The following is an 18,842-nucleotide window of genomic DNA, read 5'->3' as shown; positions in this document are numbered from 1 at the left end:
CCGAAAAATTCATTACAGATCATAATAACTCCACAAATAGCGGTATTCAAGAGATAATCCTTATCTTTGCAGTTAAAACTTTACTATAAATGTCAAACAGAAAGATGATTACGGCAGCTTTGCCTTATGCAAACGGGCCGGTTCATATAGGACATTTGGCAGGTGTTTATATTCCTGCGGATGTTTACGCAAGATTTCAGAGAAGATTAGGAAAAGATGTAGCGTTTATCTGTGGTTCAGATGAGCATGGGATTCCTATTACCATAAGAGCTAAAAAGGAAGGGGTTACCCCACAGGATATCGTTGACAAATACCACGGGATCATTAAGAAATCCTTTTCAGATCTTGGAATTTCTTTTGATGAATATTCAAGAACGACTTCCAAGAAGCATTATGAAACGAGCCAGGACTTCTTTAAGGTTCTGTATGAAAAAGGGAAATTCACAGAAGAAATTTCGGAACAATATTTTGATGAGCAGGCAGGAGAATTCCTTGCTGATCGTTATATTGTAGGAACGTGCCCGAACTGTGGCAACGAAAACGCTTATGGAGACCAGTGTGAGAAGTGTGGTTCTACCCTTTCTCCATCAGAACTGATCAATCCGAAATCAATGCTTAGCGGAAATGTTCCTATTTTAAAAGAAACAAAAAACTGGTACCTTCCTTTAAATGAATATGAAGATTTCTTAAATGAATGGATCATTGAAGGTCATAAAGATGACTGGAAACCCAATGTATACGGACAGGTTAAATCATGGTTAAATGATGGCCTAAAGCCGCGAGCCATGACGAGAGATCTGAACTGGGGAGTTCCTGTTCCTCTTCCGAATGCGGAAGGGAAAGTTCTTTACGTATGGTTTGATGCCCCAATCGGGTACATTTCTTTTACAAAAGAATGGGCAGAGAAAAACGGAAAAGACTGGAAAGATTACTGGCAAAGTGAAGACAGTGACCTGGTACACTTTATCGGAAAAGATAATATTGTATTCCACTGTATCATCTTCCCGGCGATGATGAAAGCACACGGAGATTATATTATGCCTAAAAATGTTCCTGCATTTGAATTCCTGAATCTTGAGAATGATAAAATCTCAACATCAAGAAACTGGGCGGTGTGGGCACATGAGTATGTAGAAGATTTCCCTGGACAACAGGATGTATTAAGATATGCGCTTCTTTCCTCTGCTCCGGAAACAAAGGATAATAACTTTACATGGAAAGATTTCCAGACGAAGAATAATTCTGAGTTGGTGGGTATCTTTGGAAACTTTATCAATAGAGTTGCGGTTCTTATTCATAAATATTATGATGGTGTAGTTCCACAAGGAGATATTAATAGTCCTGAGCTACAAGAAATCAGTAAATCAGCAAAAGAGATTTCCGGGTTTCTGGAAAACTATGAGTTTAGAAATTCCTTGACTGCCTTGATGAATCTTGCTCGTTTTGGAAATCAGTATCTTCAAACGGAAGAGCCATGGAAAACGATTAAGGATAATCCTGAAAAGGCTGCTCAATCTTTATTTGTTGGAGCTCAGATCGCTGTAGCATTAGCTCAATTATGTGAACCGTTCATGCCTTTCAGTTCTGAAAAACTTCTGAACATGTTCAACGTTGAAAAGAAAGCATGGAATGATATCGAAACTCAACCTGTTTTAATCGAAACGGGCCATAAGATCAATGAAGCATCTCTTCTCTTCTCAAAAATTGAAGATAATGTGATCGAAGCTCAGATTCAAAAGCTGGAAGACACCAAACAAAACAATAAAAAAACAAACCCTAACGCCAACCCTATGAAAGAAGAGATCACCTTTGATGATTTTACTAAAATAGACTTACGAACAGCTACTATTACAGAAGCTGAAAAAGTAGAAAAAGCAGATAAATTATTAAAACTGACTGTTGATACAGGAGTAGACGTAAGAACTGTAGTTTCAGGAATTGCTGAAAGCTTTACTCCAGAAGAAGTAATTGGTAAGCAGGTAATGATTTTATTAAATCTTGCACCAAGAAAAATCAGAGGAATTGAATCTCAGGGAATGTTGTTACTGACTACTAAACCGGATGGTAAATTATCTTTCGTAACACCGGACGACAGCAATGTTGAAAACGGTATTGAGATCGGATAATTGTCCCTTGATATAAAAATTGAAGGCTGTTTCAAAATGAAGCAGCCTTTTCTTTTGATTATAGAACAACAGTTGTGATCTATTCTACTGTCCCACAGATTAGCAGGTGATTCCAAAAATAAGTTTTGGCTAAAGCCAATCGAAAGGATTAAAAAAGAAAACGGGCTAAAGCCCGTTTCTATTGACGTTTATATTATTTTTTAGTCAGTTTTGCCAGATAAGAATCTTCATCCTTCAAAACTTTTTCTATTTTGAAACCGTTATTCACTGCCGCATTTTTCAACGTATTAAAGTCGAGATATAACCAGGTAATAGGTTCTTCAGATTCTCCTTTATAATGCACAATATAATCCAGTTCTCCGTAATATCCTCCTGCAGGAATATACACTCCTCCATCTTCATCACGGTCAAACATATAGAGAATATCCGTACTGTCAATTAATATTTGTCCTTCATCATTTAATAAGGTATGCAGCTTCTTAAGATAGGTATCAATTTTAGAAAGGCTTTCAAAAATTCCTGTTCCATTCATCAATAAGATAATGGTATCAAAAGTTTCGCCTGAAAAGTTGAGAATATTTTCACTTACTGCTTTTTTAATTCCTCTTAGTTTGCAGACCTCAATAGATTTTGGGGAAATATCCAATGCTAGCACATCCAAATTTCTTTCATTCTGGAGGTATAAAGCATGAGATCCTGCACCGGTACCAATATCTAAAGTTTTTCCTTTGGAAAATTGCAATGCTTTCTGTTCAATTTTATTCATGTCTTCAAAACCTCTGAATAGATACTCGACCGGAAGTTCGTCCAGTTCAGAAATTGAAGTTTCAGTCTGCAAATCTTCAGAATTTTCATTGTGGTAATAGTCCCAGATCGCTTTGCCCATTAAATCTTTCATGATGCAAAGATAAGTGTTCAGGGTTCAATGTTCAAAGTTTTTGGCTGCGAGTTGCGGGGTACGGGAGAATTCGAGATGCGAGGTGTAGGTTATTATTGCTCTTGGTTATCCTCAACGTTAAACTCAAAACCTTAACCCTACCGCACTCAAACCCTAATCTCTCCACTCTTCCTACTCCATCGAATCCTTCTCCTTATGTCTGTCAGCTTGTGATTCATTTTCTGCCACACCTGCTTTCCAGTAAGAATAGGCATACAGCTCTTTCGACGTCCAGTTTCTTTCTTTTCTGAGATAGTTTCGGATTTCTTTAACGCTTGAGAATTCACAAGCTACATATCCGAATTTACTTGTTTCAGGAATGACAATGCTTTTGACTACCTCAGCAATTTCACTTGCATTTTGTGGTTCCGAATTATGTACCCATATAAAATCAATATCGGCTTTAGTTTCTAGTATCTGCTCGTCCTCCTTTCCATGAACCTCAATGATACAGACTCCTTTTGCAGTAGCCGGTAATGTTTCTAAAATAGCACTTAGTACAGGAATGGCGGTTGCATCTCCCACCAGCAAATACCATTCAGCTTCAGGATATAACTCTTTTCCACCCAGGCGCATCATGACTCCCAGTTTTGAGCCTGCTTTCGCTTCCCTCACCCATTTTGATGCCGGGCCGGTGTCTCCATGGTCTACAAAATCAATGATCAGTTCATTCTTCTCAAGGTCAATTCCCCTGTGGGTATAGGTTCTGATCACAGGCGCTACTTCTTTTGGTGGATACACCCATTGATGATTTTCGTCCAATGTGGGGAAATGAATTTCATTCAATCCTGCCGGCGGAACTGCAATTTTGTTGTTATCTCCCACAGTAGCTTCTTTAAACTGAGGCACTTCGGGTGAATACAGATATACCCTGATAAAATGATCTGTAATGTATTCTTTTCTGGTTACTTCGGCAACAATTTGCCCTGTTGAAACTTTGGCCATAACTGATTTTTTTAAGTTAATATCCGGTTTCAGTTCTTTGATCAGAAACCGGATTTTGTTAGAAAGTATCATTCAGACCAAGGCAGGTACACCTTGATCCTGTTTTTTAAAAATCAAATGTATAAGACAGGTTAAATGTTCTTCCTCTTCCTTTATAATTAAATAGTTCCGGAAGTCCGTAAGAAGAATACAGAACCTGCGAACGTTTGCTCCATATGGTCTGATAATCCGTATTGAATATATTCTGGATTCCCAGGTTAAATTTCCCCCAATGGAAACGATACCCTACCATCAGATCAGAGGTATTATATCCGTCAATCACATTACTCAATTCATCCGTGAGTTTGAAGTTTTGCAAAGACTGGAATCTAAATGACCAGTTTTGGATATTATATCCGATATAGGTTACTAATTTTGAAGGGGAAGCATTATAAATCTCCTGCTTCTTCCATTCTCCGTTATTATCTACTTCAGATTTGATTAAAAGACCGCTGGCTCCAAAATAAACTCCATTGCTCATAGAATAGGAAATCTCAGCTTCGATTCCCATATTTCTTAACTTCAGGTCATTAACCAGAATCTGGAAAGTCTTTTTATCTACGGCCACACTTTTATCTGAATTACTCAGGAACCCTGCAATCTGAGCTCTCAATCCTCCTTTATTAATACGGTATCCTACCTCAAACTGATTGGTTTTAATAGCTTGTAAAGGCTGATCTTTGACATTGATACTGGATATCACATTCCAGTTGGTACCCTGCATTTCATATTTTCCAATACCATAATATTTTGCAGGATCAGCAAGGCTTGCTCCCTGGGAAAAAGTTCCCCAAACCTGGTGGTGTTCATTAAATTTGTACAGTAACCCGGCATTGGCAAGGGTTACATTATAAGAACTTTGTCCTCCCGGAATTGCAGATGCCGATTGTCCGTATCCCATCGCGATCTGTGTCTGCTGTTCAGAGCCTACAAAATCATCCATTTTGACAGTGATGTTCTGGTAACGAACACCTGCATTAAGCTGTAATTTGGAAAGAATATTATATTTCGCCTGCACATATCCGGCATAACTTTGTGAATGGTTGGTAGGATATCTTCCCAATCTGTATTGGGTCTCGTTGATCAATCCGCCACTTGACATGGTTTTACCAATATTATATACAGACTGATTGCCTTCAAATTTCTCAAAATCGATGTCTGCTCCGTACGTGACATTGAGTCCGCGCCATGATTTGGATAGCAAAGCCTTAATTCCGGAGTAATAAGTATCCTGTTGAGATGAGGACATGTAGGCTACTTTTTGATTACTCTGCAGGGTTACATTTCCGGGGAAAGGGTAAAATCCCAGCTTTTCACCACGGGTAGCAAATTGTACATAGATGTCCTGGCCACCCAAAATTCCGTTTCCGGTATAGGCTACAGTTCCCATATAACGTTCAGTACCAACATTTTTATCAGAAGAAAAGCCATCTCTCATTTCCAGTAGTGATGCTTTTTTCTGGGTAAAAGCGCTTAGGTTTTCACCTAAAAATAAACTTCGGTCTCCATTAAATTTTGAATTGTAATATTGAAGTGAAGCCGTTATTTTATGTTTATTATTAAACTGATATCCTCCTGTAGCAAGAATATCAATGGATTGATTGTATTGAAGGTCAGTTTGAGTAATATCTGTAAACAGTTGTTTTTCATCTGCTCCATAAGCTCCCCCATTTTGTTGGTATGCGACTCCCAGTCTGCCGAAGAATTTCTCTCCTTTTCCTGAAATAGATTGTGCTGCCCGGAAATCGTGATCATCTTTTCCCATAAAACCGGTACGTACTCCCAATTCAGTTTCTCCACTAATTCCTTTTTTTGATGGTGTTTTGGTTATAATATTGATGATCCCACCCGTCGCATTGCCTCCGTAAATAGAGCTTGCTCCCGAAAGAACTTCAATTCTTTCTATATTAAAAGGATCAATCGCATCAAGCTGGCGACTGATTGCACGAATACTGTTCAGAGAAACTCCGTCAATCATTACCAATGCAGAGCGTCCTCTCATATTCTGCCCATAGTTGGTTCTTCCCTGGGGACCAATATCCATACTTGGAATTAAAATAGACAACATTTCTTTAATAGGAACACCGCTTTTTGCCTGCTGCTGAATTTTTTCTTTCTGTACGACCCAAACCGTACCCGGAATTTCAGAAATTTTTGTAGGTTTTCTGGAGGCTACGATCACAACATCGTCAATACCTTTAGAGGATATAGAATCCTTCACTGTTTGGGAAAACATCATTCCCGATGCTACCATACCTATGAACGCATACTGCTTTTTCATTCTTCTACTCAAAGTTTTATAATCCCACAAAGGTAATTTTTATTATTTCTAAATAAAAATAAGAGACTATGAAATTTTTCATTATTTAACAAGATGGAAACCGGGAAAATGGAGCAAGAAGTGGCCTGACAACTTATAACCACTAAAAAGTTATAATGATGATGTATAGTTTTATCCTTAACTGCTCATTTTAACCTTTATTACTTATCTTCCTAAAAAGCGTAAAATCCAAGCCCTAAAAAGGACCAGGATTTTACTAGTGAAAAACAAGGTATTTTTACATCGCAGGCCCTGCTGCGTCTTTTATTTCTTCTAATAATTTTTTGCGCTCACGAAGTCTTCTTCGGGCAATCACTGATTTACCTCCTAAAACTCTTACAAATCTGAAATATTGGAAACGTTTTGCTCCAAAATGATGGGTAATCACATAAAGCAACACTCCGAATCCTGTTACAATTATATATCCAAATATTTTTTTTGTGGCTATAATAATAGCATTCAGCTGAATGGCCTTCATATTGGCAGCAACATTCTGAGGGGTAATGGTCATTCCGTCCATATAAACTGCCAGATCTCCTATTGCATTAATCTGAAACCGGTATTGCAACCATGAATATAATGTCGAAAATATACCTACGGCCAGGAACGTTCTCCACACTAAAACAAGTCCGATTGCAGCAAGCATTTCATCCATTTCGAGCTTATCCAGAGTATAAAACCAGACTGAAATAAATAATGAACACATTCCATAGCCTTTTAAAAACATCGGCAAATACCAGTTTTCATAATTAAATTCCAGTACCATTGAGAAATACATAATGATTGCATAACCTACCATCGCGGCAAAACCGGAAAAAATGTACATCTTCAGCGGTTTCTCCTTTTTAAACCAGAACACGGCAATACCACCCGCTAAAATAATCCCTGGGATCATCAATAAGCTTAATCTTGCATTCGTTACCTGATCATATCCCAAAACTCCTACTGCAAAAGTATTCTGAAGAGAAGCTGTTCCTAAAAACATTCCCAGCCAAAACAGCATAAATAACCCATTCTGTACATTATTTCTCGAGAAAATTTTGAATGAAAGATAAGGTCTTTTCAGGGTTAGTTGCCGTATCGAAAGTAATGCAAAGCTAACAAAAGCAGCAATGCTTGCATTGATGATGTTCTTAGAGTTCAGCCAATCCTGCTGTCGTCCAAATGCATATACATAAGCTGAAAACATAAAGGTGGATATGAAAAGTAAGATACTTAACCAATCAATATAATGCAACGGCACTTTCAGGGCGAAGTATTTATTGTGCATAAAAATCCAGTGGATCAATGCTAATGTAAAACATAAAACTGCGGTAAAAATATAGAATTGCTGCCAGTTGTAGAGCAGTGCAAATTCTGCCGCATAGTAAGCTGCCACCTGGTTCATCACCAAAACGAATGTATAAAACAATCCATAAAACATCCCACGATTTCCGATCATAACCATCAATGGCAGGAACAGTTCTATCGTTACCATCATCTTCATAAATCCGATCAACAGTGAAGTAGATACGAAAATCATGGGTTGTAAAGTTGTAGCATTGATATAACTTAATACACCTAGTAATACCAGCAATAAAACCATCTTGTCCCGAACTTTGAACCTCATCTTAATTCTGAGAACAACAGGCATACAGGCTCCCATCCCAATGGTGGTTGCATAGTTTGCCCACATAAAATATTCTGTCAACGCTCCTGTACCACTTACCAGATGACTGATATTTCCCGTATATACCCCACCGATAGGCATTACCACTGCAAGCAATAATATAATCAGCAGAAGCTGTATGGGCTTGGGTACCCAGTCGTTGTATAATCCTTTGTTGTACATATTTTAGATAGTAGATTACAGATATCAGATAACAGACTTTACCAATTCAGCCTTCAATCTTTATTCCTCATATCAAGTCTGAAATCTGACCTCTGATATCTTTTAGTCTTTATTAATATTCACATTCATATTCATCCCTGCACTTAATTTATCCAGGATTTCCTTTTTATTGGATTCAGTAAACTCGATTCTCACAGGAATCCTTTGCTGAACTTTTATAAAGTTTCCGGTAGAATTATCAGTAGGTACACTTGAATATCTAGATCCGGTAGCTGCAGAAATTGCCGTTACTATTCCTTCAAACTTTTGACCGCCTAAAGCGTCGGCTGTCATCGTTATTTTTTCTCCTACTTTAATATTAGGCATCTGGCTTTCTAAAAAGTTAGCAGTCACCCATTTTTGCCCGTTAAGAACGATTGTTGCTACTTGTTGTCCTGGCTGGATCAACTGCCCTTCAGAAATTGTTCTTCTTCCCATTACTCCATCATAAGGAGCTGTAATTACGGTATACGACAGATTGATTCTTGCCATATCCAAAGCAGACTTTGTCCTTTTAATCTCTGCATCGTTGATTCCCAATTTACTTTTCACCTCAGTAGTGGAAAGATTCGCCGATTGCTTTTGATTGACCAACGTTTCATAAGCTGCTTTTTGAGCGTCGTACTCAGTCTTTACCTGATCATATTGCTGTCTTGTCACGGCTTCTGCAGCAAGAAGGTTTTTGTATCGGTTTAGGTTTTGTTCGGCATTCCAAAGTCTGGCTTTTGCTCCTGCAATGTTTGATTCCATAACATTGATGTTATTGGAAACTGTATTTACTGAAGAACTTGTGGCAGTCTTTTGTGCCATTGCATTTTGATAGGCAGCTTCAGCCTGTCCCAGTTGCGTAAGAATTTCACGATTATCAAGGATAACTAACGTATCACCTTTTTTTACTTTTTGGTGTTCAATGAATTTAATATCTTTAATATAGGCAGAAACTCTGGTGTTGATTGGATTGATAAACTCTTCTACCTGTGCTGCTTCTGTATATGTTTTATTTCCGATGTGGAAATACTCGCGAATTAACCAGAACAATCCGAAACCAATCACCAGAAAAACGATAATATTAGAAATGATCGCTCTGATTTTGTTTTTTTTGTTCTGCTTTTTTTTGCTGTCTCCACTTGGTCTTACCGGGGTTGGAGTTGTATTTTGAGTGGTTTGTTCCTTGTTTTCCATTGTGTTGATTTTCAGTTTTAAAAAATTAAAGTGTTCCCGTAGATTTCAGAAGATTATAATATTGATACAAAACATTGATTTCCGCATTGGCATAATCCAGTTCTGCCTGTAGTTTCTGGTTCTGCGCATCTATCATTTCTGCCTGCACAGCCAGCTGATTCAGATATTTGGCTTCAGTGATTTTATAATTTTCTTCTGCCAGTCTTTTAGAATCATTAAGAATATCAGCTTGTTGAATCGCTTCCTGATATTTTGTATAGCCCGCATTCACTCCCATATCTACATTTTGTTGCACCAATGTCACTGCATCATTTGCCTGATTTTTTTGTATCTCACCGAGTTTAACTTTTTCTTTTGTTTTAAACAATGTATCTATATTATAACTCAAAGAAACCCCGGTCTGCCACCCTCCTGAATACATGTCCAAAACTGGATTTCTCGTTGTAATAGGTCTTTGTAAAGTATATCCACCAAATCCTGCTATGGTAGGCATATTATCTGTTTTGATAATTTCGATATTCTTATCTGCAATATCAATGTTTTTCTTTGCTGATTTCAACGCAGGATTACTTTCATGAGCCATATTCAGGTAATAATCCATCCCAATCCCGGATTCTTTATTTTCTAAACTTTCTGTAGGGATGATTTCTGTATCCGAAGATAGTCCCAGAGCAATACTCAAATTATAGTTAAGAATTTTCTTATTATTTGTCAATGTCAGAATTCCCTGATCCAGGTTTTTGATAGCGAGTTCACCACGAATGACCTCATTTCTGGTTACCATACCCTGTTGATAAAATTTCTGAACATTTTTAAGACGCTCCTGAGCAAGCTTTTTGTTGTTTTGGAAAACTTCCTCCTGATTTATTATTTTATAAATATCCAGATAGTTTGAGATCACTAAAAACTTTACCTCCTGTTTATTTTTCTCCAGATCCAATTCGGAAAGTTGCTCACGAAGCCCTGCCATTTCAACAGACTTGTTTACTAATCCTCCTTTAAAGATCAATTGTGTTGCTTGTACAGCATATGAGCTTCCGTAGTGAGGCATCGGAATTTTTGTGGAATTCGAAAAATCTTTGTCAATTGCCACTGCGTCTCCCAAATAAAACTGGCTTGTAGAAGCCGTAATGGTGGGCAGTTTCTGAAGTTTTACAACATTAATGTTCTGTTTCGCAATATCAATATTCTGAGCAGAAACTTTTAACTGCTGATGATTCTGAACTGCCAGTTCGGCAATTTCACCTGCAGTCAGCTGTTTCACCTGTTGCGAAAAAAACAGCGCAGGAAAAGCTGCTATCAATACAGATAGTGCTGTTTTTATATTCTTTGTCATTTTACCTTGTTTTACAGATGCAAAGTTAGGTCAACAACAAAATCAATCAAATGTTTGATTTTTGGAAAAAGATGTTCAAATGTAAGATTTTAGTTTTCGAACTGATTTCTATATTGTGAAGGACTTACCTCGAGATGTTTTTTAAAGAAGTGGGAAAATGAGTATTGATCACTAAATCCAAGGATAGAAGAAATCTCCGATACAGGTTTAGTTGACGAGTTTAAAAGCACTTTTGCCTCATTGATTACAATTAAAGCAATAATCTGGCTTGCTGACTTACCTGTAATGGATTTTACAACTGCTGAAAGATGTCTGGTTGTAATAGATTGCTTCTCGGCATAAAACTCCACCGTTCTCTCGGTGAGATGATGTTCTGCAACATTCGTAAGAAATACAAAAACAATCTCCTCCTGTCTGGACATCTGGTTCATAGAATTATTGTCTTCCTTGGAAATAATCCCGGCCATCTGATAACAAAAAACAGAAAAAAGATGTTCTACCATTTCCTTTTTATACAACATCTCAGTTTCAGAGTCGAGAATATATTTAAGAAAATTGACACTTTTCCATACGACTTCCATTTCATTCTCAGGGAAAGGTACTCCCTTGTTCATTTGTTGTCTGAAATAACGATACGTGATCAAGCGATTGAATTTTAAAGATAAAGCTGAAATAAATTCTCTTTTATATGACACCATCCTCGATTGAAAATCATCACTTACCGAGACCACTTCATAGATCGTTTGGGGATCAGTTACCATAAACATATTGGCAGAAACCTCCAGATCACTGAAATGCTGCCTAAGCTTTATGGTTCCGGATTTAATAAAAATAAATGCCGGATTATCAGGCCGAAATGGCTTATCAACCGCAATTCTCTCGAAAATATTGCGTTGTGTAAAGATTTCAACTCCGAACTTTTCTAAGGCAGACATATCACAAATGTAAGCAATCTTATCACTGATTACAAAATTTTATTATTTTAGCATTTATCAAATTCCTACGAGTATGAGAAAGGTTGATTTACTTTTTGCAGAATATAGTAAGAGCCATAGAAATGCAATTAACAAATGTATTCATTGGATTTGTGTTCCTGTGATTTTCTGGACTATTCTCGGCTTTGTTTCCCTTATTCCTGCTCCGCATTTCTGCATTTCATATTTTGGTTGCATCAGTATTGTAAGTCTGGTTGTCATCAGCCTTATTACTTTATTTTATATGAGACTTTCATTATTAATCGGGATTGTCATGATCGCTATAATGACAATGATGGAACACTTTATTTATCTGACAAATATTAGCGTGGGCAAGAAATCGTGGATTCTTTACCTATCTGTGTTTGTTGTTACATGGGGTTTCCAGCTGATAGGACATACAATAGAAGGAAAAAAGCCCTCTTTTATAAAAGATTTACAATTCCTCCTGGTTGGCCCTATCTGGCTTTTAACGTATATCCTTAAGAAAACTGGAATCAGATATTAGTTTGTTTAGGGTACTCATTGAAACAATTTCAAAGCATTTATCTTTCCAAGCATGGTTTTTGCTAGCATTCATGAAAAGCTAATTTTTCATGAGAAAACTATTTTTACCACTATTAATCATCTTAGTCAACTGCAGCAAATCTCAAAATGAAATACAATCTGCAGATGCTTCCGTTGAAGAAATAATAATGGAAGACAAGGCTCCTGTTAATAAATCTTTGCTTATCAATGCAAAAACAGATGATCCATCTTCTCCTGCGGCGGGTAAGGCAGATACCTTATCCCGGAAAATTATTAAAAACGGAAATATGAGAGTTCAGGTTGGAGAAATTAAAAAAGCTCAGGCCCAGGTGAATGAGGTTTTAAAAAGGAACAATGCCTATATCCAAAAAGAGGAATTTCAAAATACAGATGTAGATGAAAATCTTAACCTGACGATTCGTGTTCCTCATAAAAGTTTTGATGCTTTAGTAAATTCATTTTCCGATGGTATTGGATCTGTTTTATCAAAAAACATTTCATCGGATGATGTTACCGAAGAGTACACAGACATTTCCATCAAATTAGCCAACAAGAAGCTCTATCTTGAAAAATATCGTGACATGCTTAAAAGTGCCGCGACCACCAAAGATATGCTGGAAATTCAGGAAAAGATTCGTGGACTTGAAGATGAGATTGATGTCGCTGAAGGCAGGCTTCATTTTATTGATGACCGTGTCAACTACAGTACCCTAAATCTAAGTCTATACAAAGAAAAAGTAAGAAGTTCAACCACTTCCAGAATAGGCTTCGGGAGTCGATTTATTGATTCTCTCACAGAAGGCTGGAATAGTTTTGTAAGTTTCCTGTTGGGACTTATCTCTTTATGGCCATTCTTTTTACTCATTCCTGTTCTTGTTTTCCTATGGAGAAAATGGAGAACGAGAAAGAATAAATAATATCATAAAAAATCCGGGCATCTCCGATGCCCGGATTTTTTATGCATTATCAACAATGTATACTGTTTCCGGTACTATATAAAAAAACAAGAATAGTGCTACAAGCTTGTTAAGGGCTGTTAAATATTTTTACGTACCAAAACAACACAAAAAAATAAAATGTTCATATCGTAAAAAACCACCTTGTTTCCACGGTGGTTTTTTCTCATTATAAATTTCAGCTTATTATTTTCGGATTGTTTTTGTTACCCTACTTCCATCTTTATAATGAATTCTGACAAAATAAATTCCAGACTGAAGATGACTGATATTAATTTTGTTTTTTGTTGGATTAACAGCAGAAAGCATCTGAAGTCCTCCAGGATTAATGATATCCACTCTACTCATTTTCTCATAGTAGTCTTCCGGTGAAAAACTGATCACATAATCAGATACAATTATTGAAAGGCCCGTTTCTTTACCTGTCAGACCAGCTGCACACCCTGTACCTTCCGTACAGTTACTTACCGCTTTCCAGACAGCATTACTTCCCGGAATTTCTCCCGGATTAACGTACCATTTATTTTCCCATATTTTGCAGGCATAAAAAACTTTTGTCCCGGCCGAAGAATACGTTTTTACAGGATTATACACCTGTGATCCACAATAAGTAACAGGACCGCCGGATGTACAATCAGGACCTTCGCTGCATACGCTTACCTCTTCCCAGACCATATTTGCTCCCGGAGTTTCACCCGGATTAGCATACCATTTGTTTTTCCATATTTTACAGGCATAAAAGACTTTCGTTCCGGCTGTAGGATAAGCATTCGCAATATTATACCGTTCAGATGCACAGTACGTTTGTCCATTACCTGACGTAATCCTGGTTTTGACTTTTAACTCATTACTCATATCAGAGATCTGATCATTCATCGCAACAGATCTCACCGTATAATGATACTCTGTGTCTTGTGCTAATCCGGTTCGTAAAAAGTTTGTTTGTACGGTCTCTCCTACTTTGATTCCATTTTCAAAGATTTGGTAATTTTTGATTCCCTGCGAGTGAGTAGAAGCCATCCACATGAGTGAAACAGAGTTTTCTGTAACTGTCATTGAATGAAGGTTGGATGGTGCTGTAGGTTTTTCAAGTGTACCTTCGTTGTTTGTCTTCACATTGAGTGGCGTGCTTTTTCCTGAAATTAGCCCAGAAGAGCCTTTCGCCTGTATTTCGTACGTATAAACCGTATTAGCAGTTAAGCCGGTATCCTGAAATGTAACTCCACTTACTTGCTGAATGTTTTGTCCATTGCGGAAAATGTTATAGGAAACAGCATCCGATTGTGGGTTCCAGCCTATTTTGACAGACGAACTTGTTATTCCTATCTGTGCTAGTCCTGTAGGTGTGGCAGGTGCAGAAACGCCTGTTCCGGAAGTTACATTAACATCAATGACATTATAAAATGCATTAGTGGTATCTGCCACATCCCAGACCGCTAAAATAACATGGTACCCTGTACGGTTGGCGGGCACTGTAATCTGATGAGAAACATTATCCTGCGGTGGTGTACCATTATGCATGATCGTACCGATGAGTTCCAGATTCTGACGGGTAAGCGGCTGATTAGGATCCCATCCTTGCTTTGTTATATAATAATGCCATTTTGCCGTCGCATGATAAGCCGTATATTTCCAGATAAAGGCATTCACTCCAGTAGTTATATTGGTTTTCTTCCAACGATCAGCCGTTTGGAGATCCAATGTAGTGTCTCCCCCTATACTTCCATTAGCTGAAGCAATCTTTCCGTCTGCAGGACCATATGTAGGAAATCCTTTTGGTGCCTCCAGAGAGGCTGGTTCATTAATTACAGAGCCATAGATTCCCAATGCAGCAGAATAGCCAAGTACTGCTCTATCCAGACTTCCCTGATAGCCTCTTGAGGCAGGGCTTACAACATATCCATGTGCAGATACATGAACTAACGACGGTACCAGTGTGGCCAGCATCAGCAATACCGGGAAAAAAAATTTACATTTAATCATATTTAAATATTTTGGTGTTAAGTTTCAAATTAAAAAATACTCAAAAAAAGTTAAATAAAATAATAAAAAAATCATGTATTATAGATAATAAAACTAAATATAATAATTCATAATCATTTATTTTAAACATATCAATAGAATATTTTTCGATATAAAAATATGAAAAAAAATACAATATATCACAAAATATAGAAATATTTTCTGCTGGTTTATATTCATATTAAGAAGTATTAAAAACGGAAAAAATGAGGGGATGCTGTTGGTTCAAAATTTCTGAAGATAATTATCTATATGACAATCAATTATTCTAAAATGAAAAAGTTGGTTTATTTCTGTCTCAGGTCTTCCATTCAGAACAAAAAAATTCCTGTAGATTAAATCTACAGGAATAAATTCTATTATTTTCCAAGTACGAATACCGCTGGTATTTTATGCAGTTCGGTTTTTTGTTTCTGCCAGTCTTTAATGGACTTTGTTTTGATAAATTCATGCTCCGGATCATTGATATTGGCTGCAATACAAAGCCTTGTATTGGGTGATAAAAACTTACACAAATCTTCAAAGAGTTGATTATTCCTGTATGGTGTTTCCATAAAAATCTGTGAATATCCTGTTTTCTGAACAAGGCTTTCAAGATTCATGATTTGTTTCTTTTTTTCTCCTTTATCAATAGGAAGATAGCCATGGAAAGTAAACTCCTGTCCGTTAAACCCACTGGATATCAATGCCAGAATAATAGATGATGGCCCGGAAACAGGGATAACCCTTATATTTTTTTCATGGCACCATTTTACAATTAAGTTCCCGGGATCTGCAATACAGGGCAATCCTGCCTCTGAAAGCAATCCAAAATCCTGTCCTTTCAACATCAGTTCCTGAGCTTCCTTAATATCTGCATTTTCAGTATACTTATCCAATAAGAACAGCTTCAGATCTGCCTGTTTTTTTTCAGGAGCAAAAAACTTAACAACCTTTCTCGCTGTTTTTTCATTTTCTACAAAGAAGTAATCAGTTTGCATGATATATTCCTTTATAACAGGTGAAAAGTGAGTAATAGAAGTATTTTCTGATAAATAAGCAGGGAGTAAAAAAAGCATTATATTATTTTTTAGTTCTTTCGTTCAGTGAAGGTTGTGGGAAGTATTTAGTCAGATCCATGGAAAAGGTAACAGAAGTAATCTTCCAGACTCCGTTGATCTTCATCAGTGTCCAGATCTCCTTACCCCAGTTTTCCATTTTTCCGTCGTACCAAAAACTGTAATCGAAATTGGCAGAAGCTACTGCTCCATCTTCCACGATTTTAATATTGTCAAATTTTTCTTCAGATTTGTAATCCTTAAAACCCTTGATAAAAGTTTTATAATTATCGGAGAAGTAATGTTCCGCTTTAGGATTTTCCTCAAAACGCTTAGCTTGTGTTCTTTCTTTGTAGATTCCGGTCCACAATACGGGTTCCTGGAATAAAGAAAGATATTTGGTTTCATCTCCGGATTTAATACATCCCATGAAGTCATCCATAACTTTACGGATTTCTGCTTCGTCCTTAGTTTGGGCAAAAGAGAAATTAAAGCTTAATAAAATGAGTAACAGCAGCTTTTTCATGAATCTTATTCTGATATTTGGTTTATAATAGCATCACATCCTTTATTCAAAAGCTGGAAAACCATTTCAAAATCTTTCATATCACCCCAATACGGGTCTGGAACCTCAGCATTTTTGTGATCTCCCAATGCTTCTAAAAACAATGAGACTTTCTGGCGTTCCTCTTCATTTTTAGTTTTAGAAACAACATCTTCTAATACGTCAATATCCATGCAGTATATCTTATCAAAGGTTTCAAAGTCTTTTCTGGTAATAGGTCTTGACTTTTGCCTGGATATATCAATATTATGGTTAGCAGCAGTTTTAATGGCTCTTTTATCAGGGTGCTCACCCTCATGCATTGAAATAGTTCCGGCTGAATCTACCATAAAACTTCCCGATAGTTTTGCTTTCATTATTCCTTCTGCCAAAGGACTCCTGCAAATATTCCCGAGACAGACCATCAATATATTCATATGTTGTTTATTTAAAAAGAGTCTTTTGTCGCAACAAAACTAAATAAAAAATGAAGAATAAAACTATCCTTCATTTTAATTTATTTAAAGCTCAACACTACTTATTGTTTGATTCTCTCTGTAAGGTCTTTAACGTACTTCTTGATTTCTTTATCAATTTTTGATACATCCTTAATAGTATCACACGCATACATTACTGTAGAGTGGTCTTTTCCTCCCATTTCTTCTCCAATTTTAGTGAAAGTAGAGTTGGTAAACTCTTTTGAAAAATACATAGCCAATTGTCTTGGTAATGCGATCTCTCTTTTTCTTGTTTTGGATAGAAGCTGCTCTTTTTTGATTCCAAAATAGTCACACACCACTTCCTGAATATAAGGAATATTAATTATTTTTTTCTGGTTTGCAGCAATTCTATTGATGGTTTCTTTTAATAATTCAAGACTCAGATCTCTCTTATATACGGTAGAATATGCAATAACAGAGTTGATAACCCCAATCAATTCTCTTACGTTGGTTTTAGTTTCTACAGCAAGGAAATCCAACATATCACCAGGCAGGACAATCCCATCTCTGCTTAATTTATCTTCAATAATTTGTCTTCTGGTAGATAAATCAGGTGATTTTATTTCTGCAGAAAGTCCCCACTTGAAACGGGAAACAATTCTGTCCTGAATATCCATTATATCCGCCGGAGCTTTATCTGAGGTAAGGATGATCTGTTTTCCATTTTGATGCAAATGATCGAAAATGTGGAAAAAACTGTCCTGAGTAGCAGATTTTCCAGATAAGAACTGAATATCATCAATAATCAATACATCTACCATCTGATAGAAGTTGGCAAACTCGGTTTGCTTATGGGCTTTTGCAGCAGAGATAAATTGCTGAATAAACTTTTCCGAAGACAGATAAAGAACTACTTTGTCCGGAAATTGGTTCTTCACTTCAAGACCAACAGCCTGACCTAAATGGGTTTTCCCTACTCCATATCCCCCATAAAGGAATAATGGATTAAATGCCGTCGCACCCGGTCTTTTTGCAATTGACCTTGCTACAGTAGCTGCAAATTTATTGCTTTCTCCTTCTACATAACTATCAAACGAATAGTCTGGCTTCAGGTTCGAATCTATATTTACTTTTCTTATTCCAGGAACTACAAAAGGGTTTACTATATTAGCTGAGAATCCTTGTGGCATCGTTTCCTGTGTTTTAGGAGTGGGAACGCTTTGTCCCTTCATATTCATGGTAACCGGTTTTTCTTCACCTTTTGGTCTGTTTTCCATAACAGAATACCATAATTTAACTCCTTTTCCAACATTTTTCTTCAGGGCAGCAGAAAGTAAGGACAGGTAATTGTCCTCGATATATTCCTTGTAAAAATCACTCGGTACGATCAACGTAAGGTTATTAGCAACTAACGAAAGTGGCTGTACCTTATCGAATAACATATCGAAAGATTTTTCAAGTTTTTTTAGATCAGAATTATCTTCAGCTGCATTGAGGTTATCACGCATAAACTGAAGGCACTTCTGCCATATCATCATTAAATTGTCATCCATTTTTATGCCCCGATTATTCTTTGTTTGTACTGT

General features: G+C 36.9%; 15 protein-coding genes. 3 read left to right on the top strand and 12 right to left on the bottom strand.

Annotated features, from left to right (window positions below; translation table 11 throughout):
• Positions 1 to 89: 89 nt before the first annotated feature.
• On the top strand, positions 90 to 2,126 hold the full coding sequence (metG, locus tag C1631_RS14595; protein WP_109712972.1) for a methionine--tRNA ligase: 2,037 nt from the start codon (positions 90 to 92) through the stop codon (positions 2,124 to 2,126).
• A 193-nt stretch (positions 2,127 to 2,319) separates the two neighbouring features.
• On the opposite strand, the gene C1631_RS14590 is transcribed toward metG, so the two are convergent.
• The 7 genes from C1631_RS14590 to C1631_RS14560 form a co-directional block, all read right to left on the bottom strand.
• A complete protein-coding gene (locus C1631_RS14590) occupies positions 2,320 to 3,024 on the bottom strand; it encodes a class I SAM-dependent methyltransferase (protein ID WP_103249820.1) in 705 nt (234 codons plus the stop codon).
• 171 nt (positions 3,025 to 3,195) lie between these two features.
• Positions 3,196 to 4,008, bottom strand: a complete 813-nt coding sequence (locus C1631_RS14585) for a siderophore-interacting protein (RefSeq protein ID WP_109713331.1) — start codon at positions 4,006 to 4,008, stop codon at positions 3,196 to 3,198.
• 106 nt (positions 4,009 to 4,114) lie between these two features.
• Positions 4,115 to 6,328, bottom strand: a complete 2,214-nt coding sequence (locus C1631_RS14580; RefSeq protein WP_109712970.1) for a TonB-dependent receptor — start codon at positions 6,326 to 6,328, stop codon at positions 4,115 to 4,117.
• A 277-nt stretch (positions 6,329 to 6,605) separates the two neighbouring features.
• Positions 6,606 to 8,198, bottom strand: coding sequence for an MFS transporter (locus C1631_RS14575; RefSeq protein WP_109712968.1), 1,593 nt, complete (start codon positions 8,196 to 8,198; stop codon positions 6,606 to 6,608).
• A gap of 102 nt (positions 8,199 to 8,300) precedes the next feature.
• Positions 8,301 to 9,419, bottom strand: coding sequence for an HlyD family secretion protein (locus tag C1631_RS14570; RefSeq protein ID WP_109712966.1), 1,119 nt, complete (start codon positions 9,417 to 9,419; stop codon positions 8,301 to 8,303).
• A 25-nt stretch (positions 9,420 to 9,444) separates the two neighbouring features.
• Positions 9,445 to 10,755 carry a TolC family protein gene (locus tag C1631_RS14565; protein ID WP_109712964.1) on the bottom strand — a complete coding sequence of 437 codons (1,311 nt, stop codon included), beginning with the start codon at positions 10,753 to 10,755 and terminating at the stop codon, positions 9,445 to 9,447.
• A gap of 89 nt (positions 10,756 to 10,844) precedes the next feature.
• Positions 10,845 to 11,690 carry a helix-turn-helix domain-containing protein gene (locus C1631_RS14560; protein WP_109712962.1) on the bottom strand — a complete coding sequence of 282 codons (846 nt, stop codon included), beginning with the start codon at positions 11,688 to 11,690 and terminating at the stop codon, positions 10,845 to 10,847.
• Positions 11,691 to 11,763: 73 nt separating this feature from the next.
• Here C1631_RS14560 and C1631_RS14555 point away from each other — a divergent pair, with 73 nt between their 5' ends.
• Together C1631_RS14555 and C1631_RS14550 are read left to right on the top strand one after the other, a co-directional pair.
• Entirely contained in the window at positions 11,764 to 12,237 is a 474-nt protein-coding gene (locus tag C1631_RS14555) for an Mpo1 family 2-hydroxy fatty acid dioxygenase (RefSeq protein WP_103249732.1), read from the top strand.
• A gap of 88 nt (positions 12,238 to 12,325) precedes the next feature.
• Entirely contained in the window at positions 12,326 to 13,174 is an 849-nt protein-coding gene (locus C1631_RS14550) for a DUF4349 domain-containing protein (protein ID WP_109712961.1), read from the top strand.
• Positions 13,175 to 13,399: 225 nt separating this feature from the next.
• Here the strand turns inward: C1631_RS14550 and C1631_RS14545 are convergent, their stop codons facing one another.
• From C1631_RS14545 to dnaA, 5 genes are all read right to left on the bottom strand, one after another.
• On the bottom strand, positions 13,400 to 15,196 hold the full coding sequence (locus tag C1631_RS14545; RefSeq protein ID WP_109712959.1) for a lytic polysaccharide monooxygenase: 1,797 nt from the start codon (positions 15,194 to 15,196) through the stop codon (positions 13,400 to 13,402).
• 398 nt (positions 15,197 to 15,594) lie between these two features.
• Positions 15,595 to 16,293 carry an SAM-dependent methyltransferase gene (locus tag C1631_RS14540; RefSeq protein ID WP_103249388.1) on the bottom strand — a complete coding sequence of 233 codons (699 nt, stop codon included), beginning with the start codon at positions 16,291 to 16,293 and terminating at the stop codon, positions 15,595 to 15,597.
• Between the two features lie 4 nt (positions 16,294 to 16,297).
• Positions 16,298 to 16,798, bottom strand: coding sequence for a Cif family virulence factor (locus C1631_RS14535; RefSeq protein WP_109712957.1), 501 nt, complete (start codon positions 16,796 to 16,798; stop codon positions 16,298 to 16,300).
• A 5-nt stretch (positions 16,799 to 16,803) separates the two neighbouring features.
• Entirely contained in the window at positions 16,804 to 17,253 is a 450-nt protein-coding gene (locus C1631_RS14530; RefSeq protein WP_109712954.1) for a low molecular weight protein-tyrosine-phosphatase, read from the bottom strand.
• A gap of 101 nt (positions 17,254 to 17,354) precedes the next feature.
• Entirely contained in the window at positions 17,355 to 18,809 is a 1,455-nt protein-coding gene (dnaA, locus tag C1631_RS14525; protein WP_103292907.1) for a chromosomal replication initiator protein DnaA, read from the bottom strand.
• Between the last annotated feature and the right edge of the window lie 33 nt (positions 18,810 to 18,842).

Source organism: Chryseobacterium phosphatilyticum (genome assembly GCF_002899825.2).
Taxonomy (GTDB): domain Bacteria; phylum Bacteroidota; class Bacteroidia; order Flavobacteriales; family Weeksellaceae; genus Chryseobacterium; species Chryseobacterium phosphatilyticum.
Note: the sequence above shows the minus strand (reverse complement) of the source record. Positions and strands in the feature narration are given on the sequence as shown.

Excerpts from the sequence above, each read along its gene's own strand:
- C1631_RS14580 (WP_109712970.1), bottom strand. The coding sequence starts at position 6,328 with ATGAAAAAGCAGTATGCGTTCATAGGTATGGTAGCATCGGGAATGATG.
- C1631_RS14540 (WP_103249388.1), bottom strand. The coding sequence starts at position 16,293 with ATGCTTTTTTTACTCCCTGCTTATTTATCAGAAAATACTTCTATTACT.
- C1631_RS14550 (WP_109712961.1), top strand. The coding sequence starts at position 12,326 with ATGAGAAAACTATTTTTACCACTATTAATCATCTTAGTCAACTGCAGC.
- C1631_RS14590 (WP_103249820.1), bottom strand. The coding sequence starts at position 3,024 with ATGAAAGATTTAATGGGCAAAGCGATCTGGGACTATTACCACAATGAA.
- metG (WP_109712972.1), top strand. The coding sequence starts at position 90 with ATGTCAAACAGAAAGATGATTACGGCAGCTTTGCCTTATGCAAACGGG.
- C1631_RS14555 (WP_103249732.1), top strand. The coding sequence starts at position 11,764 with ATGAGAAAGGTTGATTTACTTTTTGCAGAATATAGTAAGAGCCATAGA.
- C1631_RS14535 (WP_109712957.1), bottom strand. The coding sequence starts at position 16,798 with ATGAAAAAGCTGCTGTTACTCATTTTATTAAGCTTTAATTTCTCTTTT.
- C1631_RS14575 (WP_109712968.1), bottom strand. The coding sequence starts at position 8,198 with ATGTACAACAAAGGATTATACAACGACTGGGTACCCAAGCCCATACAG.
- C1631_RS14545 (WP_109712959.1), bottom strand. The coding sequence starts at position 15,196 with ATGATTAAATGTAAATTTTTTTTCCCGGTATTGCTGATGCTGGCCACA.
- C1631_RS14560 (WP_109712962.1), bottom strand. The coding sequence starts at position 11,690 with ATGTCTGCCTTAGAAAAGTTCGGAGTTGAAATCTTTACACAACGCAAT.
- C1631_RS14565 (WP_109712964.1), bottom strand. The coding sequence starts at position 10,755 with ATGACAAAGAATATAAAAACAGCACTATCTGTATTGATAGCAGCTTTT.
- C1631_RS14530 (WP_109712954.1), bottom strand. The coding sequence starts at position 17,253 with ATGAATATATTGATGGTCTGTCTCGGGAATATTTGCAGGAGTCCTTTG.
- C1631_RS14570 (WP_109712966.1), bottom strand. The coding sequence starts at position 9,419 with ATGGAAAACAAGGAACAAACCACTCAAAATACAACTCCAACCCCGGTA.
- C1631_RS14585 (WP_109713331.1), bottom strand. The coding sequence starts at position 4,008 with ATGGCCAAAGTTTCAACAGGGCAAATTGTTGCCGAAGTAACCAGAAAA.
- dnaA (WP_103292907.1), bottom strand. The coding sequence starts at position 18,809 with ATGGATGACAATTTAATGATGATATGGCAGAAGTGCCTTCAGTTTATG.